Annotated in this window: 17 protein-coding genes; 5 read left to right on the forward strand and 12 right to left on the reverse strand. The window is 47.0% G+C overall.

Going from position 1 to position 19,621, the window contains the following annotated elements:
* Window positions 1-27 precede the first annotated feature (27 nt).
* The 6 genes from DWW90_RS07875 to nrfH all read right to left on the reverse strand — a co-directional run bounded on the left by DWW90_RS07875 (window position 28) and on the right by nrfH (window position 6,235).
* Window positions 28-693 (reverse strand): Crp/Fnr family transcriptional regulator, encoded by a 666-nt coding sequence (locus DWW90_RS07875; RefSeq protein ID WP_122344581.1) that lies wholly within the window; start codon window positions 691-693, stop codon window positions 28-30.
* Between the two features lie 69 nt (window positions 694-762).
* Complete coding sequence (locus tag DWW90_RS07880) at window positions 763-2,073, reverse strand: alginate export family protein (protein ID WP_122344582.1); 1,311 nt, start codon at window positions 2,071-2,073, stop codon at window positions 763-765.
* Between the two features lie 23 nt (window positions 2,074-2,096).
* A complete protein-coding gene (locus DWW90_RS07885; RefSeq protein ID WP_122344583.1) occupies window positions 2,097-2,891 on the reverse strand; it encodes a cytochrome c biogenesis protein in 795 nt (264 codons plus the stop codon).
* A 1-nt stretch (window position 2,892) separates the two neighbouring features.
* Window positions 2,893-4,131 carry a cytochrome c biogenesis protein ResB gene (locus tag DWW90_RS07890; RefSeq protein WP_122344584.1) on the reverse strand — a complete coding sequence of 413 codons (1,239 nt, stop codon included), beginning with the start codon at window positions 4,129-4,131 and terminating at the stop codon, window positions 2,893-2,895.
* 1 nt (window position 4,132) lies between these two features.
* Window positions 4,133-5,620: an ammonia-forming cytochrome c nitrite reductase gene (gene nrfA / locus DWW90_RS07895; RefSeq protein ID WP_122344585.1), complete on the reverse strand. Its 1,488-nt coding sequence runs from the start codon at window positions 5,618-5,620 to the stop codon at window positions 4,133-4,135.
* A 24-nt stretch (window positions 5,621-5,644) separates the two neighbouring features.
* Window positions 5,645-6,235: a cytochrome c nitrite reductase small subunit gene (nrfH, locus tag DWW90_RS07900; protein WP_122344586.1), complete on the reverse strand. Its 591-nt coding sequence runs from the start codon at window positions 6,233-6,235 to the stop codon at window positions 5,645-5,647.
* A gap of 94 nt (window positions 6,236-6,329) precedes the next feature.
* Between nrfH and DWW90_RS07905 the strand changes: the two genes are divergently transcribed.
* Window positions 6,330-7,166, forward strand: a complete 837-nt coding sequence (locus tag DWW90_RS07905) for an OmpA family protein (protein ID WP_122344616.1) — start codon at window positions 6,330-6,332, stop codon at window positions 7,164-7,166.
* Window positions 7,167-7,289: 123 nt separating this feature from the next.
* Here the strand turns inward: DWW90_RS07905 and DWW90_RS07910 are convergent, their stop codons facing one another.
* The 3 genes from DWW90_RS07910 to DWW90_RS07920 all read right to left on the reverse strand — a co-directional run bounded on the left by DWW90_RS07910 (window position 7,290) and on the right by DWW90_RS07920 (window position 11,602).
* Window positions 7,290-8,141, reverse strand: a complete 852-nt coding sequence (locus DWW90_RS07910; RefSeq protein ID WP_122344587.1) for a fimbrillin family protein — start codon at window positions 8,139-8,141, stop codon at window positions 7,290-7,292.
* 729 nt (window positions 8,142-8,870) lie between these two features.
* On the reverse strand, window positions 8,871-10,103 hold the full coding sequence (gene fucP, locus DWW90_RS07915) for an L-fucose:H+ symporter permease (RefSeq protein WP_122332974.1): 1,233 nt from the start codon (window positions 10,101-10,103) through the stop codon (window positions 8,871-8,873).
* 5 nt (window positions 10,104-10,108) lie between these two features.
* Window positions 10,109-11,602, reverse strand: coding sequence for a DUF4153 domain-containing protein (locus tag DWW90_RS07920; RefSeq protein WP_122344588.1), 1,494 nt, complete (start codon window positions 11,600-11,602; stop codon window positions 10,109-10,111).
* A gap of 242 nt (window positions 11,603-11,844) precedes the next feature.
* Here DWW90_RS07920 and DWW90_RS07925 point away from each other — a divergent pair, with 242 nt between their 5' ends.
* Both DWW90_RS07925 and DWW90_RS07930 read left to right on the forward strand, forming a co-directional pair.
* Window positions 11,845-12,273, forward strand: coding sequence for an Hsp20/alpha crystallin family protein (locus DWW90_RS07925; RefSeq protein ID WP_122344589.1), 429 nt, complete (start codon window positions 11,845-11,847; stop codon window positions 12,271-12,273).
* Window positions 12,274-12,425: 152 nt separating this feature from the next.
* Entirely contained in the window at window positions 12,426-12,908 is a 483-nt protein-coding gene (locus tag DWW90_RS07930) for a ferritin (RefSeq protein WP_115498128.1), read from the forward strand.
* Between the two features lie 81 nt (window positions 12,909-12,989).
* Here the strand turns inward: DWW90_RS07930 and DWW90_RS07935 are convergent, their stop codons facing one another.
* Together DWW90_RS07935 and DWW90_RS07940 are read right to left on the reverse strand one after the other, a co-directional pair.
* Window positions 12,990-13,766, reverse strand: coding sequence for a GDSL-type esterase/lipase family protein (locus tag DWW90_RS07935; RefSeq protein ID WP_122344590.1), 777 nt, complete (start codon window positions 13,764-13,766; stop codon window positions 12,990-12,992).
* Between the two features lie 15 nt (window positions 13,767-13,781).
* Window positions 13,782-15,635 (reverse strand): HAMP domain-containing sensor histidine kinase, encoded by a 1,854-nt coding sequence (locus DWW90_RS07940; protein WP_122332978.1) that lies wholly within the window; start codon window positions 15,633-15,635, stop codon window positions 13,782-13,784.
* Window positions 15,636-15,799: 164 nt separating this feature from the next.
* Between DWW90_RS07940 and DWW90_RS07945 the strand changes: the two genes are divergently transcribed.
* Together DWW90_RS07945 and DWW90_RS07950 are read left to right on the forward strand one after the other, a co-directional pair.
* Window positions 15,800-16,432, forward strand: coding sequence for a peroxiredoxin (locus DWW90_RS07945; protein ID WP_115498125.1), 633 nt, complete (start codon window positions 15,800-15,802; stop codon window positions 16,430-16,432).
* A 157-nt stretch (window positions 16,433-16,589) separates the two neighbouring features.
* Window positions 16,590-17,876 carry a M64 family metallopeptidase gene (locus tag DWW90_RS07950; RefSeq protein WP_122344591.1) on the forward strand — a complete coding sequence of 429 codons (1,287 nt, stop codon included), beginning with the start codon at window positions 16,590-16,592 and terminating at the stop codon, window positions 17,874-17,876.
* A 283-nt stretch (window positions 17,877-18,159) separates the two neighbouring features.
* Here DWW90_RS07950 and DWW90_RS07955 read toward each other — a convergent pair whose 3' ends face one another.
* A complete protein-coding gene (locus DWW90_RS07955; RefSeq protein WP_122344592.1) occupies window positions 18,160-19,620 on the reverse strand; it encodes a PD40 domain-containing protein in 1,461 nt (486 codons plus the stop codon).
* Window position 19,621 lies beyond the last annotated feature (1 nt).

Below are 19,621 nucleotides of genomic sequence, written 5' to 3' on the forward strand. Positions count from 1 at the left end.
ATATAATACTTTCTTCAGAGATATGCCTCATAACATACAGGTCAATGCCTGCCTGTTCAAAATGCGGACTTTGTTGCGGGAGATTTCGATAAAGCCGCTGTCGACAAGTTTATTGATCTCTTTGGACAGGGCGGGGCGCGTCACGCCAAAGTATTCGGCAAGCTGCACCTGGTTGTGTTCCAGCTCGACAATGCTCGAACCCTCTTTCAAGTGGTCAAGCAGGTAATAGATATAGCGGCTCCGGATTCCGCGGAACGAGAGGACGCGAAGGCGGGTCATCGTACAGCGGTTACAACTGGTGCTGACGCAAAGGAAATTGTGAAGCAGTTGCGGCATACTGTGCATCAATGTAAAGAAATCGGCTTTGGCGACACGCATAAGGGTGACGTCTTCTTCTACGGTAAAGGTGGCGGGGAACTGGTTCTTTTGGGCAAATATATGTGGGGTGGCAAAGGTGCGCGGGGCCTGGATGACTTCGACGCGGACAATGCTGCCTGACAAGTCCGTCACGTCTACATTGAGCTTTCCTTCCAATAGGATGTGCAGGTCGTTGCAGGTGTTTCCCTGCCGGATAATCGTCTCCCCCTTCGGATAGTGGTCGATTCTGTATTCAAGTTTGTCGAGCAATTCCTCCTGCATCTTCAGGGTAAAGTCCCTGAAGAGCGGAATTTTAAATATGTCGTGAATATCCATAATGTTTATCGTTTAGTACCGGATTTGTTCCCCTCCGGCAAAGATAGGACTTTTCCGGTACTAAGCAATTCACCATTTCGTCATAAATACGCGCGGATTGATGTTTAACGACAGCCATCCCCAATCCTGCCAGCTCGACGGATGACCGCCTTTGACGATTTCCATCGTTTCTCCGGCAAGCATCGTCGAATAGCCGGCGGAGAGTTTCACGTCTTTCATGATTTGCCAGTCCACCTGGAAGTCGAGTTCCGATCCCAAACCGCGGCTTGCCTCTTCGCCGGGGCCGGCGTAGACATCGCCGGTAACCGAGAAGTAGTGGTAGGCGAGCGAGAGGTTAACTTTCTTCGACGGTTTGTAGGCGACGGAGAGTTGGTTGTCCCACAGGCCGGGGTTCGTGTTGTTGTCGATAAATTTGGAGGCGTAGAAGTAGTCCATGGCGCCGTAGAACTTATGGTGGGTTCCGTAGAGCGGGTCGAGGGCTTTGTACTTGCCGTCGGGATCGTCACCGGCTCCGCTCAGGTAGTCGCTGCCGATGCCGATCTTCCAGTGCGGATCGATCTGGTAGGCGGCGTTGAGGGCCCACATGAAGGCGGAGATGTCGCGGTTGGCGACGGTCTTGCCGAACTGGTAGTAGAAGGTTCCGCCGAAGGTCCAGTTGCCCGGCAGGTAATAGAGGTTTGTCCCGAGGGTCTGCATATACTTCGTATCGGCCTTTTTCGTTTCGGGGTCTTCCGGTTCGATGCCGAGGTTCATAAAGAGGAAAGAGGCGCGGAAATCCGGGCTGAAGGTATGCTGGTACCAGAGGGTTTGCATCGTCTTATAGGGCTGTGCGCCGGGGGCGTAGTAGGTTCCGCCGATCGTCTTCTCGTCGTTCTGGTTGAAGGCGAGGATAAGGTGGAGCTGGTTTTCGGCGTTCTGATACCCTAATTTGAGGGCGTCGTGGTAGCGTCCGGCCACGTTCCAGTCCAGTGCGCCGAGGATGCGTTCGTCGTCGTACACCAAGGATTGGCGGCCGAGCTTGGCGAAGAGGCCGTGGCCGAAATCCAACTGTGCCCAGGCTTCGTTGAGGATGAAGCGGCCGTTCTTGTCGATTTGCGGGTCTTGTCCCCATACGCCGACGTGCTGGGCGGAGAGTCCGATGGAGAGGTTGTCGCGCTCGTAGTTCATCGAAAGGCGTGCGCGGTTGTTGATGAAGCCCGTCGCCTCGTCCCCTTTGTTGCGGGGGAAAAGGACGCCGTTGCGGTACTCGGCTCGCGGACGTATCTGGATATTCATGGAGAAGGTGTTCTCCTTCGCTTCCGTGTTTTCTTTTTCTTCGGCATGCACCATGCCGGAACTCCACAGGACGAGGCCTGAGAGGATGTACATCAGTTTCTTCATACGATTTATTTTTTAGTGTTTAGTTATTCTATATTATAGGTATGCACGCTTTTCCCCTGCGCGGACGGCAGGTAGTTCACCCCGAACCAGCAAACTTGCAGGAGGATGAAGGAGAAGAGCAGCAAACCGAGTGCGGCCCGGTGGCGCGCCTGCCGGTTGAGCCTGAAGTGGATATACAGGAGGTTCGCCAACCAGGTGGCGGCGGCCCAGGTTTCTTTCGGGTCCCAGCTCCAGTAGTGCCCCCAGGCTTCTTTCGCCCAGATAGCCCCGAAGAGCATGCCGATGGTCAGGAAAGCGGTGCCGACGTAGACCAGGTTGTCGCAAAGGGCCATCCGGTCGGTGTCGATCGACTGTCCTTTCCTGTGGAACAGCAGGTAAAGGGCGAAGACGGCGGCGGCGCCTAACATGGCGTAGGCGAACATATAGACGATGACGTGCGGGGCGAACCAGGGGCTTTGCAGGGCGGGCATAAGCGTCTTGTTGTGTATCTCCGGTTTCAGGAGATTGATACAGATGAACACACCGGCAAGCAGGGTACTGAACGAAAGGATCCATTTATACCGCCAGCGGACGTAGGTGATCAGCCCGGCTACCGGAAGGAAGAAGGAGTACCAGAGGCGTGTCTCCCCCATCGTCCGGAGAGGCGGACGTTCGAGCGAGATCCACATGCCGACGATAAAGGCGAAGAAGATCGCCAACCCTGACAGGTTGAGGACGACGGCGCGTCCGAAGCGTTCCGGGCGGTAGGCCATCCAGGCACTCATTCCCCAACAGAGGAGGGCGGGAAATGCAAAACAGATAAAATAGTTCCAATCCATATCAATTCTCCTTTTTCTTCGGTGCAAAAACGAACAGGCAGACGGCTCCCGCCAACATCATACAGATTCCGGCGTACACGACCGACAACCAGGGGTCGCAGACCAGTTCGAAGATGCTGATTTTGCTCCATCTCCCCATCGTCTCGTCGTAACTGAGCTGGTAAATCTTCCAGCCGCCGACGGAGAGGGGTTTGTTCACTTCGATCAGGGCCTCTTTCTTCTGTTTCTCTTTCGTATAGACTGTCACATCGGAGGCGAAGCGTTTCGGCTCACGTTCGGGCATGACAAGGACTTCCGAATCGTTCAACGGCAGGGTGACGTAGGGAAACATGTAGTTACCGGAGCTCACCCAGCCTTCGCGGCGACTGCCGTCTTTCCGGTTCAGTGCTTTCACATACAGTGCGGAGGTCGCGCCTTCGGATTGGAAGCCGACGAAATTCACCGTGTCCTTGTCCGCTATACAGGCGGCCATCGGGAGGAAGTCGGTAACCTCGACCGTCCAATCTAACAAGGAGCCGGAAAGGGGCGGCTCTTCCACCAGGAGGTTGACGGGCTGTCCTTCGGGCTGCGCTTTACCGGTTGTGTTGTCGATTATCATGAGTTTGGGCGGGTATTGGTCGATCGTGAAGGCTTTCAGTTCGACGGCGAGCGGGAGTTCGACCATGCCGCCGGTTTCGTCCGTCGCACGCCATTCGGCCGTTCCTTCGCTGACGGACATGCGCAGGCGTTGCAAGTCGCCGTTTCCGAGGATGGCCGCCCAGAGCGTGATGAACAGGCCGGCGTGGTTTAGGGCGAACGGGATGTCTTTCCATCGGAAACGGGCGAGCTTACGGAGTGTCACCAGTCCCAGGACCGTCAGCACATAGAGGAAAAGCAGCACGAAAGGCCATGAGGTAGTCATCCGGTCGAACCCTAACCTGGCGATCCACCCGACGGAAGGATGTTCCGATGGGGCCACTTGCGGAGTGAGCCCCATCAGAATGACTAATACCAACCAAAAACACAATGACGTTATACTGGCTTCCAGGCCGGCAAACCAGCGCAGGGCTGCACTTCGCCGGCTCAGCAGGTGTAGGATCAGGAGCAGGATGAGATAGACTCCGCCGAACGACAGGTTGACCGGATACCGGAAAAAGGCGGTATCGACAGGGCCGGCGGTGAGTTGCAGGATAAGGCTGGTCACTAATAAACCGGCGCCTATCGCACAACCTTCAGCATATCTCCAAGGCTTGTTCCACATATCAACTGTTTTTTACCAGGCGGTTGTTCGCTTTGGCTTCTTCGAGCCATTTCGGAACGACTGTATTCAGGAATTTCTCTTTCTGGGCGCGTTCGGCCGGGATATCGAGGCCGATGTATTGCTGGGCTTTTTCCTTTGTCGACAGGTCGGGCATCGGCACGTCGTCGGTGTAGCCTAACTTAGCTAACACTTTGGAGATAACTAAGCGGGCTTGCAGGGCACGGTCGGTTCCGTTACCTAAAATACGTTGGATCTCCTGCGGGGCGTGGAAGGCTCCTCCGTGGGAGGCGACGCCGAAGTCCCAGCGCCATTGTGCCTGGCGGAGGAGTTTCAGGACGGGGGCCATTTGTTCTTCGGTGGCTCCCTTGTCCCAGGCAAACTTGGCTTCGATGTGGGCTTTTGCAAGCTCTGTTTCCAGGCGGTCGCGCATTTCGCGGGCTTTGTTCTGACGTTCGTAGACGTTGTTACGCAGGGTCTCTTCGCTCTCCCGGTGGCATACCTGGCAGGTACGGTCGATCATGGCGAGCGGGCTCATAATGTGGTGGTCGCTGTACTTCACGCCGCCCTCGCTCTTGTAAGGCATGTGGCAGTCGGCACAGGAGACGCCGCGCTGTCCGTGGATTCCCATCATGGAAAGTTCGTAGTCCGGGTGCTGGGCTTTCAGTATCGGGGTACGGCTGAGCTTATGTTTGTAGTCGAAAAAGCCTGTTTCGTCGTAATAGGCTTCCATATCTTCCACCGTGAAACCTTTATCCCAGGGGAAGGTCAGGTATTTGCCGTCTCCCTTGAAGTAATATTCCACATGGCATTGTGCACAGACCAGTGAACGCATTTCCTGGGGAGTGGCTTTCGTGATGTCCCTTCCCTGGCGTTGGAAGGCTTCGATCAGGGCGGGACGGCTGATGCGGAGGTTCATGTTCTCCGGTTCGTGGCAGTCGGCACAGCCGATCGAGTTCACGATCTCCTTTCCCATGGCGGACCATTTGCTCTTATAGAAGTTTTCGGCTCCGATACTTTGCATCATACGGGGGACATCGGGGCTTTTACAGGTCCAGCAGGTGGCCGGCTGCGGGCCTCCGTCTTCTTCGGTCATAGGGGAACCGACACGGAGGGTGTGGCGCATATCCTCGATCGCATGCATGTGTCCGCGAGGGGTCGAATAGTCTTTGGAGAAGGCATAGCCGGCCCAGAGAATGACCATGTTGGGACGTTGTTCCAGCACGTCCACCGCCTGGCTTCCGTTATAGAGGCTTTTGAAGCTGGTGTCTGCCGTCTCTGTCCAGGTCTGGTATTCACGCGGATAGTTCGGCTCGAACAGTTCGTTTCTTCCTTCAACATCTTTTATCTCCGTCTTCTTGTTGTTGAAAACACTGACTATTTCCGCCCGCCTTTCCGTGACGGAGGAGGCTAACATGCCTAATACAAAAACGACTGCCATCGTCCCGAGGAACAATAACCAGCCTTGCCATGATTTTAATTTCTTTTCCATATTTGTTGCATTTTAATTTATCGGTTATTCTGTAAGCATATCCTTCAACCATTGCGGTGTGTTTGTCTTCGGATAGGGCACGAGGGCGTTTGGCGTGGACGACAGACTGTTCGTTCCCCCGTGAGGCACGTCGCGGTGACAGTCCCAGCAGGCTTTCCCCTCCCCTGCAAGCGCCATTTCATGATCGATACGGCCCGTGCTGACGAACTCGGTGTTCAATTGCGTATGGCAACGGATGCAGTTGTCCATGATGACCTCGGCACTGCCGTCGAGTGCCTGGATGACCTGCGGTTCGCCTCGCATCGTGAATACTGCAGCATGACGCAGACCGTCCATGCCTTTGAAAAGCCATTTCCTGGCAAAACTCTGATGAGGTACGTGGCAATCATTACAGGTGGCGTTACGACTGTGCGAGCTGTGGTTCCAGGTGGCATAGTAGGGAGCCATGATGTGGCAATTCACGCAGCCCGACGGATCATCCGACAGGTAGCTCCACGCCCTGGAAGCAAAGACAGTATAGGCTCCGAGACCACACACGACTCCCGCTGCTGCGACAGCAAATAGTCTCGCCTGCCGCGTAGGAAGTACCGTGTCAATTATTTCTCTTATATTCATACAGCCTTAATTATAGTTTAATTATTTGCAAATATCCTAAACCCGGTACAAGTAATGTGTAATAAATATTACATTCGCCAAAATTATGAATGCAATGAAAAAGGTTCTATTAGTTGCAGTCTCCGCACTGCTTGTCTGCACCTCTTGTGTGACGAAGAAAAAATATCTGCTGGCCGAGAACGGACGCCTGGAAGCTATCGCCCGGGGAGACGACCTGCAGAACCAGCTTGTGAACTGCCGCGACAACAGCGACCAGCTCTCATCGCGCCTTGCCGCTCTCGAGCGAGACACCACCCGCATGGGGAAAAACATCCGTAACTATCAGAGTATGCTCAACACCAACATGACAGAGCAGGAAAAACTGAACTCCCTGTTGAGCCAGAAGATGAGTGAACTGGATGAACGCGAACGTACCATCAATGAATTGCAGGACATGATCAACGCCCAGAACGAACGGGTGCAAAACCTCCTGAACAGCGTGAAAGACGCCCTGTTGGGTTTCAGCAGCGACGAACTGACTGTGCGTGAAAAAGACGGGAAAGTCTACGTCGCGATGTCGGACAAACTCCTGTTCGAATCGGGAAGCGCCCGCGTAGACAAACGTGGGAAAGAGGCTTTGGCTAAGCTGGCTGAGGTCCTCAACAAACAGACCGACATCGACGTTTACATCGAAGGCCATACCGACAGCAAGCCGATCAACACCGTCCAGTTCAAAGATAACTGGGATCTGAGCGTGATACGCGCTACTTCCGTCGTTCGTATCCTGACAAAAGACTACGGTGTCAACCCATTACAGATACAACCTTGCGGCCGTGGCGAATTCATGCCTGTTGCCGACAACGAATCGGCCGACGGACGCGCCAAGAACCGCCGCACGGAGATCATCATGGCTCCGAAGTTAGATAAGCTATATCAGATGTTGAATCAGTAAGAATCATAAAAAGAGGCATGCTATAAATACATTATATTTATGACATGCCTCCTTTTTTCAATGTGCCGATAATTGCAATCGTGTCTTTGTTGAATGAAGCTAATCGTATAAAAGCCTACCTTCTCAATTGGCAATCGCAGTAGCTTTCAGCGTATTTTCATTTATTATCAAAGAAATAACCCACCTGGCTCCGGCCTGTAAACGAAGTTCCACGGGATTGCCAGCCATATCGATAATGGGGAATTCAAATTCCTTACCATTTTCATCTATATAAATTATAGTCAAAGCATTATCTGTCGGAATAAAAATCCCTTTTGCCGTTCCCGATTCATCAAAAATAGAAAAAGGATATTTATCAGAGACAGTCAGATTCTCAAATCCACCATTCAGGAACGAATATGTACCGGATAAGGCTACATTAGATATATAGATATTATCTTTTGTCAATTTAATTGGAGTACTGTCATCCCCATTAAATTTACGCACGGCAATATCCAATGTCGCAAGACGCTCTTCCAAATCTACAAAAACAGCAGTATCGACAGGAGCTGAAATCGAAATACTCTTACTTGCTCTAAACCCATCAGCATACCATTTATCCTGTTCTTGAAGATCGATGGATAATGATAGAGTTTCTTTATTCAATTGATCTGAATAAGGCTGATAAGAAATAATATTTAATGAAGATCCATCCGAAGGTAACAGGACTGCATTAGAAACATCCATCGGCTTTAAGAACAAAGTATCTTTTTTTCTTTCTACACCATACTCGCTGTTAAGCTGATTTTCAGTACTTGTCTCTGAATCAGGCAGCAAAATACCAATTGAAGCATCCGATTGCCACCATAATTTCGGACAAACTTTCAAACTCAATGTTCGCAACTCTTTCGGTATCTGAGAATCATCATCATCCGAACAAGCATAAAAGGCAAACAAAGCTAAAACAGCCATAAGACATCCTAATTGTTTCATCATAATATGATTTATAAGTTCTCCCAAAGATAAATGTTTTATTTATTATCAAGCGATTTCATCATCCTTTTTTTCACATTCCACCACAAAAACAGGATAAACAAGACCTCTGCTCAATATATTCATATATCAAGTAAAGTGTATAGAGTCGACAAAGATATGGAACAAAAAAAGGGAATCTAATAGCCTCACTATATTCCAAGAAAACCAAGCAAATTACAATAACCCCCTTTTTGACCATTTTTCTATTTCGTCCGAAATTTTGATCGATTTTGGATTGACTCTTTTTGCGGTTTTCGCCTTTATGGCTGACAACAGAAGAAATGAGGTGCCAGGACAATTCTAAAAAGCGTGCAATTTGATTATCGGAAGATGAAAATGCCGTCAAAGTGATAAAGCTTAACTCCTGGAGAATCGCCTGTAGCAAAATAAAACGGACGGCGTCTCAAATATTCAAAGGAAATTTAGGGGTTTTTTTGCCATGAAAACGGTCGTTTTTCAAAAGAGGACGGTCGTAATCGCCACGACGACCGTCCTAATGGGTGATGTACTCGGCAGCTCGCGAAGATTAGAACGGTCGTAATGGCAAAGAGGACGGTCGCAATGGCAAAAAACTCCCGAAAAAAGGGAAAAAGCTACTTTTTGACGTCTGAAAAGCGAGTTAACATTTGTTTGCTTTCAACCGTCTTTCGAGCCTGAAAAATACGTTTTTTACAATAACCCCCTTTTTTGCTACCCCTTTTTGCATTTCAGTGCAAAGAACAGGATATATAGAAATGCCACAAGCGGAATCACGAATCCGATCGCCATATTTTCCGCACCGATATACCCCATCAACATCGGGGCGAAGGCACCGCCAGCCACTCCCATCACAATATAAGAAGAGGCTTTCTTCGTATAAGCACCCATTCCTTCCAGGCCGAGGGCAAAAATTGTCGGAAACATGATAGACATAAAAAAGAAAGACAGATAAAGGGCATACAACGAAATAGTACCTATGGAAACGACTACCAGCGCCATACAAACCGCATCCGCCAATGCAAACCAAGTCAGAAGACGGGCCGGCTTCATCCATTTCATCGTAAAACTGCCGGACAAACGACCGATCATAAACAATGCCATTCCTCCGAAAGCTAAGATACGCGAAGCCTCGATATTCGTCATAGAGGAATCGACCTCCGTCACATAATTAATGAAGAAACTAAAAATCCCCGTCTGCGCCGCACAATAGCAGAACTGCGCAACGATGGCCCGGACAAACTGCGGATGCCTCCACATGGAAATTCCGGCGGATGGGCATGCATTTTCATTTACATGCCCATCCGTTTCTTCTTCCACCTGCACTTCCGGCAATTTGGTAAAGAAGAAAAGAATAGCGACCAGCAGGACAATCGAACCAACCAGGATATAAGGTTTTGTCAGCGTAAACGGGTCATCTTCCGCCCCACCGAAAATCAGCATACCGCCAACCAGCGGACCTAAAATCCAACCTAATCCGTTAAACGACTGGGAAAGATTTAATCGTTGCGCACCCGACTCCTTCGGCCCTAAAACCGTGGAATAAGGATTCGCCGCCGTCTCTAAAATACACAGCCCGCAGGCAATCACAAACAAAGCGACTAAAAACGGGGAAGCCGAATGCAGATAAGCCGCCGGAATAAAGGCGAACGCCCCTATGGCGAACAAGCATAATCCTAAAATAATCCCTTTCTTATAGCCGAACCGCTTCATGAACATACCGGCAGGAAGCGCCATCAGGAAATAGGCGATATAAGTAGAGAACTGCACAAGACCGCTCTCCGCTTTTGTCATGGTAAAGACTCCCTGAAAATGTTTATTCAATACGTCCAACAGCCCGTGAGCAAAGCCCCATAATAAGAACAGGCTGGTGATCAACAGAAACGGGACCAGATAAGACTTCCCGTCGGGTGCGGAAAACAAAGTTTTCTGATTATTCTTTTTCATGCTTGCTATTTGTTATCAGTCGGCAAAGGTAAGCTTTTTTTCAGATAATAACCTCCACCCATATACGAGACTGTATAAGCTGAATCCGGCGAACTGCGATAAGCAGAAATCTCCCCAAATACATACAGGGCTGAATCCATATCCACTCGAAGAATAGACGGATATAAATCTTCCGGAATCGAATCGGTCGGAGCCAGTCCTGCTTTTTCCATCTGCCGGACAAGAAGGGAATCCTTTTCCTCTTCAAAAATCACCTGTAAGTTTTTGTCGCATAAATAAAAGGTATCCGCCTGCATCATGCTGTTTATAGGGCCTTCGTCATAATGGCCTACGGCTTGAAGCGTTTCATAGCCTGTAATATCCAAAGGCGAATAATCGGAAATGGAGATGTATTCATAATAATTTCCGAAGTTTTCCCGGATCGGATAATTGTCCCGTTTCTCCTGTGAAATCCGTTCTATATCTTTTGCCGTTATGCCCGGTATATACGTTACCGCCGATAGCAAAATGACGGCAAGCACGGCTGCATACAGATAATGCCCCGTACGCCTGGTCAAAAACAACAAGGCAATCCCTGTCAGGACAGCTCCCACCGCGACCAGATAAACCCGCGCTTCCGTATATCCATACTGATTAATCCGGTAGAAAACCCCTATCCAATACATGGCCAGTGCAGGAAACACCACCCAACTGGAATGCCGGTAGAACCAGTCATAATATCTTCTTTTCAGGAATGGTTGACAACCCTTCAGAATAAAGGTAGCCGATATAAAACTGACGACAATATACGCAACCGCCCCTTTAGGCAAAGACCATAAAACCGCCACCTTAATAAAATAGAGATACAAAATGACCGCATATATCAACAATGCCGGCGAGAGGACATAGTTGAGCAATACATTAAACAATTTATCTGCACTTCCTTCTTCTTCTTTCCCCTGGTTAAACAGAAGGAATAGTAACGGCATTATACCGGCAAATGCAATACTCGACGAATATGCCATAAACCGGCGGTCTCCATATTGCCATATCTCAAAAATATACTGGATCGAATAATAGATGGACACAGACAATAGCCAGGCAATCATCGCTAATAATCCCGCCGAGCACATGGCCCGGAGATAACGAAGCCCTTTCCTGACAAATCTCTCGTTATCACGTCTCCAATCACAAACCAGATAAAGCAGTTGAACCACGACGAGTGTCACCAAGTAAAAGGCAGACCAGGCATCTTTCTCCCTCCAGAAAAACGGTATAAAGAATAGCAAAGACAGATAATAAGCAAACCGCCAGCGTTTTCCTTCCGTCAGTGAATTTAGACTGTAAGTAATCAGGAAGAAAGCCGGAAAATAAGGAACTACGGCCATCAGTCTTGTGTTATTCGTCTCATACAATGCACAGCCAAAACAGCAAAACAAAACTGTAAGGATCACTTCGACCGGATTATGCCGGACTGCAATATGCAAACGCCCGATAAAGGCTTCTATTTTCTTTTTCATGCTCTTGATAATATAAGAATCAGGGGATAAAGATAAGAGTTATTACTTTTCCACCTCCATCTATCTGCCAAAATGGTTCATTTTCTGTCAATCTTTCTCATACTAAAACATTCTTTAACTGTCAGATTTTCATCCTTTTGCTTTGGCATATTGTTTGAAGTAAGTATAATGCTTCCGGGTCGGAAACGAGACGGAAGCAGAAATAAAATAAATGTTTAACTAAATAATTGGAGGACTGTATTATGACACCGATGAGAAGAAGTCAAAATTGGTTACCGTATGTATTCAATGATTTGTTTGACAACGACTGGATGATTAAAGCAAACTCTACAGCTCCGGCCATCAATGTGATTGAATCGGAAAAGGACTATCGAGTAGAAGTTGCTGCTCCGGGCATGACAAAAGATGATTTCAACATCCGTATCGACGAAAACGACAATCTGGTCGTATCGATGGAGAAAAAAGAAGAAAAGAACGAAGACAAGAAAGACGGACGCTATCTGAGACGTGAATTCTCCTATAGCAAGTTCCAACAGACAATGGTTCTTCCTGACAATGCCGAGAAAGAAAAAATCGAAGCAAAGGTAGAGAATGGTGTGTTGAACATCATCATCCCGAAAAAGAGTGAGGAAGACATTAAGAAGGCTGAAAAGATTATTGAAATCAAATAATCGTCCGCCCGTATAAACTAAAGCTTATAATGGTTTGTTTTATAGGAAAAATAATATCCGGTTAAAGCAGACCATTATTTTTTTATCTATATCTTTGCCTGTATAAAATTGTATTGTATTATAAATCTAACTGAAAGAAAGGAAACAGAATTATGGTTTTAAGCAAGAAATTATCTGAAGCATTTAACGCACAGGTTAATGCAGAAATGTGGTCATCAAACTTGTATCTTTCCATGTCCGTACATTTCAAGAAATTGGGACTGAACGGTTTCGCTCACTGGATGAAAAAACAAGCGGAAGAAGAACTGGAACATGCCCATAAAATGATCGATTATGCTATCGACCGGGGCGGCAACGTCACCATCGGCCAAATCAATGTTGTTCCGACTGCATGGGGAAGCGTCACAGAAGTATTCGAACATGTCTACAAACACGAATGCTACGTTTCCGAACTGATCGACAAAATGGTCGATATCGCAGAAAAAGATAAAGACCACGCTTCAAGAGACTTCCTTTTCTGGTTCGTTCGCGAACAGGTTGAAGAAGAATCCACAGCCAAAGAAATCGTAGAACAGTTGAAGAATTATGGCGAATGCCATGTCGGCATCCTTGACCATAGACTGGGAAAAAGATAAATCTTTTTCCAATTGACAATGGATAATTGACAATAGACAATTAGCTTCGCGCTCACATTTTTAATTGTCAATTGTCCATTGTCAATTTTCAAATACTTTCTGTATGGCTTTCCCCCAAAGCTCCCCCAAGGCGGCTGCGCCTTTTTTATTGGGATGCAGGTAAAAGGTTCCGGCATTTCCTTCTTCGGGGAACAATTCGGTTTCATAATGAGTTTTGAAATAATCGAAGCCTTCCGTATCACCCATAAAGACCTGTCCGGGGAAACGTTTGGAATAATCGAGCACCAACGCTTGCAGCTGCGGATAATAGCTTTGCAGACGATTCAATCCCTCTTCAAGATATTTAGCGCCGTTGTAAGTATTCGGGCTGTACCAGACCGGACGATGCAATACGATCTTGCAATCCGGATACAGAGCTAACAGCCTGTCGACAATCGACTTCATATTTCCGTAATAATCGGAAGGAGAAACCGGAGCACCGTTCGGTCCGGTAATGGCACTGTCGTTCGTTCCGAGCATAATGGAAAAAATCAAAGTTGCCCAAGTCTCATCCCTGAACTGATCGGCTACCTGTACAACTTTCGGGAAAAGAGATTCGTTTTGGGGCAGAAAATCGAGAGTCGTGCTTCCGCTCACACCCTGGTTGGAATAACGGACAGTCCCGCCCGTCGGTTGTTTACGCAGATAAAGGGCTGCTTTCACAGGGGGCGCATCATGCCTCGGATCTTCCAATAAGGCTCCTTGTGTAATACTGTTCCCGATAAAGACAATATTCAGATTTTTCTTTTCCTCTCCCAACGCATAACTACAAAACGTTATACATAACAACAAGCTGACTATTACTCGAATTCTTTTCATGACATTTAATGATTATCACGGATTTAACGGTAACGTAAAACTAAACGTCGATCCTTTTCCCACATCAGAAGTAGCGGATATCGTTCCTCCCATTTTACTTACCAGCCCTTTACAGATGGCCAAGCCCAAACCGATCCCCTGTTTATTTCCTTTCAACTGGACAAAACGGCCGAAGATATTTCCCAATTCGGATTTTGGGATGCCCCGGCCTGTATCGGTAACATAGAAGCGGACAAAGTTACGCCGGATGCCATAACCGAAGCGGATATTTCCTTTCTCCGTGTATTTGGTTGCATTCGTCAGTAAATTGATCAGCACTTGCATAACCCTGTTTTTATCTGCATTTAAAGTTATTACCGGACAAGGGTCCAATATCAGCGTGACGTTTTCCGGGACACGAAATTGCATCGTCTGATGTATTTCATGCATCATCGAAGGCAAATGAACATCTGTATAAGTAAATGTCAGCATATCGGACTCGATCTTCGATATATCCAAGACATCATTGATCAGGTTTAGAAGCAATTCGTTGTTTGCCTTGATCAGTCCCGTATAAGTCTCCCGAAGCTCAGGATCTTCTTCCAGGCTCAACAGATCGGAAAAACCGACAATAGCATTCAAAGGAGTACGGATCTCATGTGTCATATTTGCAAGAAATGTCGATTTCAGCAGATCGGCGTTTTCAGCTTTCTCTTTGGCTTTAATCAGTGAATTTTCATATTCCACATGTTTCTGGTTATCGATCACGCAACCGACAATCAGATTCGTTTTGCCTTCAGCATCCTTTTCCAACGCTTTACCGATAACTTCATAACTCCGGTATTGGTCATCATAATCGTTTTTCAAACGGAAGTTAACCGAATGTTCCTCCAGGTTCTTATCGCGGATCTCATTGAACAAAAGAAAGAAATCCTGCCGGTCTTCCGGATGGCGCAACACAGACAAGGCACGGCAGATATACCGGTTTCGTTCCAACAATTCATTATTTGCACCGTAAAACTGAAAACAATGGTTGCAACTCTCCTTATCACAGGTGCGGAACAAGTCGAAATTAAAAGAATAAGTCGAAATATGGCTGTTCCGTAGAGCCAGTTCCATCATGCTGCGGCTTTCGGATAGTTGGTGAGACAAATGCCGGTTTTCCTTTTCCTTCTCCACCATATCCGAGACATTCCGGATATAGGCCACCACATATTTGTGCTGAATCGGGACCAGCCTCAGCTTAAAATAGACAACCGGTGCATCGTGCCCGGGAATTGAAAATTCCATATTGGCCGTTTCCGAAGTGTCCAGGCTCTTTTGAACAACAGAAGCGATTTTCCTTTTTATGGCTTCGGGATAGATAAATCCGGGAAGGTCATCTATACGACGGTTCAAGGCCTCCGGCGTGATGCAGGTTTCAGAAGCATAAGTGATGATACGTTCTACCACCAACTGATTATTAATCAAAAGGATCGTATCGGGGACAGACTGGGCGACCTTATCCGAGATATCTTTCAGTTCCTTCATCTTGCTGTCATACCGCATCATATCCCGATCCGGATTGTAAGATTCGGTATCAGTCAACAACAAGGTGTAACCGATAGTATTCCCCTCGCTGTCAAACCCCGGAATAATGGAATATCCAAGCGGCTGATTACCCGCCAACACACTTCCACTCCTCAGATGGTTCTTCTGCAAGTCTGATAAATAATCCGTCTCAAAAAGATTATTCAACACGAAATCATGCTTATCCGTAATAGCAAACTTCTCGTACATGATTTTATTTATTTCCAACAAAGCTCCCTCACTGTCATACAAGGCTCCCCCTGCCGGATAATAAGTAAAGAAGTCTGTTAAAAGTATTTGTTTAGCTGAAGTCTCATCCATGATATTCTGTGTTTTGTATAGGATTTATGCAAAGTAAATCAAAGTTTGAATACAATGGACACATATTGGACTTAAATAACATTACCGAAAGAAAAAGTCCCAAGGAACAAAGGAAGCATATACTTTGTTATGACAATATTAAATACACAATACACATTAGTAATATGAAAGCATTAATAGGTAAAAAGGCGCCGGAGTTCCATGCTCCCGCCGTTATCAACGGTAATCAGATTGTTGAAGACTTTTCCCTGGAACAATACTTAGGGAAGAAATATGTCGTCCTGTTCTTCTATCCGATGGACTTTACGTTTGTCTGTCCGACCGAGCTTCACGCTTTCCAGGAAAAGCTGGGTGAATTTGAGAAGCGCGATGTTGCAGTGGTCGGCTGCTCCGTCGACTCCGAATTTTCTCACTTTGCATGGTTGAATCAGGATAAGAACAAAGGTGGTATTCATGGGGTGAAATATCCGATCGTTGCAGACTTCTCCAAAACAATTGCAGAAAACTACGGCGTATTGGCAGCCGACTACCTGACTAACGAAGAAGGCGAATTGGTTGCCACGGGCGCCCCTGTTGCTTACCGGGGCCTGTTCCTAATCGATAAGGAGGGCAAAATCCGTCACTATGTAATCAACGACCTGCCGTTAGGACGTAACGTGGACGAAGCGATCCGTATGGTAGACGCCTTGCAGCACTTCGAAGAGTTCGGCGAAGTATGTCCGGCAAACTGGTCGAAAGGCAAAGACGCGATGAAGGCAACGAACGAAGGTGTTTCCGGATATCTGAGCAAACACTGATTCACAATAGAGAAAAGCAGTTGACAGTTGGCCGTTGATTTGGTATATTCTGTTTTGGTCGCCAAACCTTTTTGGGAAAAGCAGCCGGCTGTCACTGCCAATTCTACAAAAAACCTTATATTTGCGAATATGAATTACACATATAACGCATACTAATATGAAAACAAAGATTTCACTCTTGCTTATCGCCATTCTCTGTAGCATTTCTGTATTTGCGCAGAATGACTTCGATAAATATTTTGAAAAGAAAAGTCTCCGGGTTGATTTTGCCCTAAGCGGTAATCTCAAATCCCAGGCAGCGGCCATCCAGCAGCTACGCGAAGAACCGACATGGGGTGGTCCGGTAAAGAATCTGATCGACAAGTTTAATTATGGCGGTTACTATATTAACGTGTATGACAAAGCGAGCAATAAGCTGATCTATTCACGTGGCTTCAACACCTTGTTTGAAGAATGGCGTTCGACGGAACAGGCTAAAACGGAAACACAGTCCTGGACGAACAGCGCTTCCATCCCCTATCCGAAAGCTCCCGTTTATGTAGAAATCACGGCACGGGACAAAGCCGATATGCAGTTCCACCCGCTGCTGAAACAGGAAGTCGATCCGAAAAGTATCTTTATCGACAGGGGAAAACTAAAAGAGAACAAAGTCTATCAGATACAAAATAACGGGGATTCATCGGAAAAAGTAGACCTCGTCTTTATCGCGGAAGGTTACACGGCTGCCGAACAGGAAAAATTCGTAGCCGATGCCAAGCGCTTCACGGAAGCATTATTCGCAACTCCTCCTTTCACTACACGTCGCAATGACTTCAATGTCTGGGCTGTCGAACTGGTTTCAGAAGAATCAGGTACGGATATTTCCGGCAAAGGCATTTTCAAGAACACGGCTCTCAACTCCGGCTATTACACGTTCGGAGTAGACCGCTACCTGACGACCCAAGATATGAAACCAATCCGCGATGCCGTTTGGAACGTACCCTGCGATGCGGTCTTCCTGCTGATCAATACGGATATGTACGGCGGTGGTGGTATGTATAACTTCTATGCTTGCGGAACGGCCGATAATCCCCGCACTCCGGATGTCTTTACACATGAGTTCGGACATAGTTTTGCCGGATTAGCTGATGAGTATTTCTCCTCGGAAGTGGCTTACCAGGATTTTTATAACCTGAAATACGAACCGTGGGAACCGAACATCACGACATTGGTCGACTTCGACAGCAAATGGAAAGACCTGTTGCCGGCCAATACTCCTGTTCCGACCCCACTCGACGCAGCACACAAGGATAAAGCCGGCGTATTCGAAGGCGGCGGCTACATCTCCAAAGGTATCTACCGTCCTATGGACCACTGCATGATGCGCGATTACGCCCCGTTCTGCCCGGCATGTAGCCGCGCAATCATACGGATGATCGATTTCCTGACTGATAAAGAATATTAGTCATTAATCAGGAAGTAAAGCCTGTTTTGGGCTCACTGAACCTGTTTGTATTATCATGGGACACGGATAACACCGATAAAACCCAATCTGTGTCATCTGTGTTCCATGACAATATTATGGCTCATTATTTCTTAAAACTTAAACAAGCGTGAAGGTCCTGACTTGTCAAGATCGCCTGTGAAATGGTATTGCAGTACTTCATGGGGTTATAGTGCCGTAAAGGAATGAATAACCCGGCAGATATTTAAGTAGATGCTTATATGTGTATTCGCAGAGGAGCTAATTATCTTACAAAGGAGATTCCGGTCGTTGCCCCATATTTGCTAATATCGATCAGCTTATAAGTATCTGTTTTGATTTCCCCCTTAACAAGTTCCGGTATATTAAAAGAAAAGAGTGACAACTCATAATAGTCCGGTTCCTTTTGAGGCAATAAAAAAGGCTTCCCTGCTTCGCCATTTTTATTGACATAACAAATATAAGGACGCGTATATAATCCGTCCTCCCGCCGGCTACTAAACACAAACCACCGGCCACTACTACTCCACGAATGGTAACTTTCTACATCATCGCTATTCACCTGCGCTAAAGTATCTGTTTTATTTGAAGTCAAATCCAACAAACGTAAATCGGCCTCTTTGTGCCAGATAGAAAAATTACCGTAATCCGAAAGCGTGTACATCAAATAACGACCATCGGGAGAGATACGTGGAAATTTAGCACTCCGACCCTCCTGGACGGCATTATAAAGCGTATCTATTTCATGTCCGAACACGCGGGTTTCCGGGTCAAACGCTATGCTCAACAGATTATATTTGATTTCCCGATAAGATTCAGGCATCTGCCTAACCGGTGCAGAACAAAAATACAATCGCTTCCCATCCGGCGAAAAAGCAGGGAAAGTTTCCATGTTCTCCCCGGAAAACAGTAGCGGAGTAGTAAAAACCTCATGCTTTTCGACGTCATAAACGACAATATCCGATCTGTTGTCGAACACTTCTATCCGGTTGGCATCCGAAAGGTGAAAATCTTGCTTCGTTTCGTTCGTTGAGAAAGCCACGAAACGTCCGGATGGATGCCAATAGGGATAAACCAATGCCGAGATTGTTTGTTCCAGTTTCGTATCGAGTTTTTCGATTTTGCCATTTATTAGTATATAGGTCCCGGCATGTGTCATACGCTGGTGAAAAAGCATCCGGTCTGGGCTTTGCATACAGAAGGAATGGCAATTCATACAGCTATTGTTCGTTTGCTTATTACTCAAGAAAGCAGTCTCTGTAAAATTTTCCAGATTACGCTGATATATGCCCATTTCGTTCCACATCCGGTAACCTGGAGCGATACGGCGGTAGACCAGATACGGATCTATTTTTTCTTTAGCAATATGAATAGGAAAAGCATCATATTGATACCAATTATTATGCTTATAGATATAGATTTTGGCCATTATTGTTCCGCCAGCCGATGCTTCCAACAGACTACGCCACTTTTTCTCCGGTATCAGAAAAGAGCCCTGATCGGATTTCACCTGTATTTGCCGATCTTTCCCCGATAAATGAAGGATTGCTTTGGAAGGCTCTTTCAGTTTAAAATTCAGAGGGGAGATATTGCAGGGAATAGTGACCTCCTTATAGTCCGGAAATATCTCAAGTTCTCCTTCCGCTATTTTCGCATCGGGTAAGACCTCGTTACAAGCAGAAAAAAGAACCGCACAAGCCAATAATATAGAATACAGGTAATTCATA

Source organism: Parabacteroides sp. AF17-28 (genome assembly GCF_003479205.1).
In the GTDB taxonomy this organism is placed as follows: Bacteria; Bacteroidota; Bacteroidia; order Bacteroidales; family Tannerellaceae; genus Parabacteroides; species Parabacteroides acidifaciens.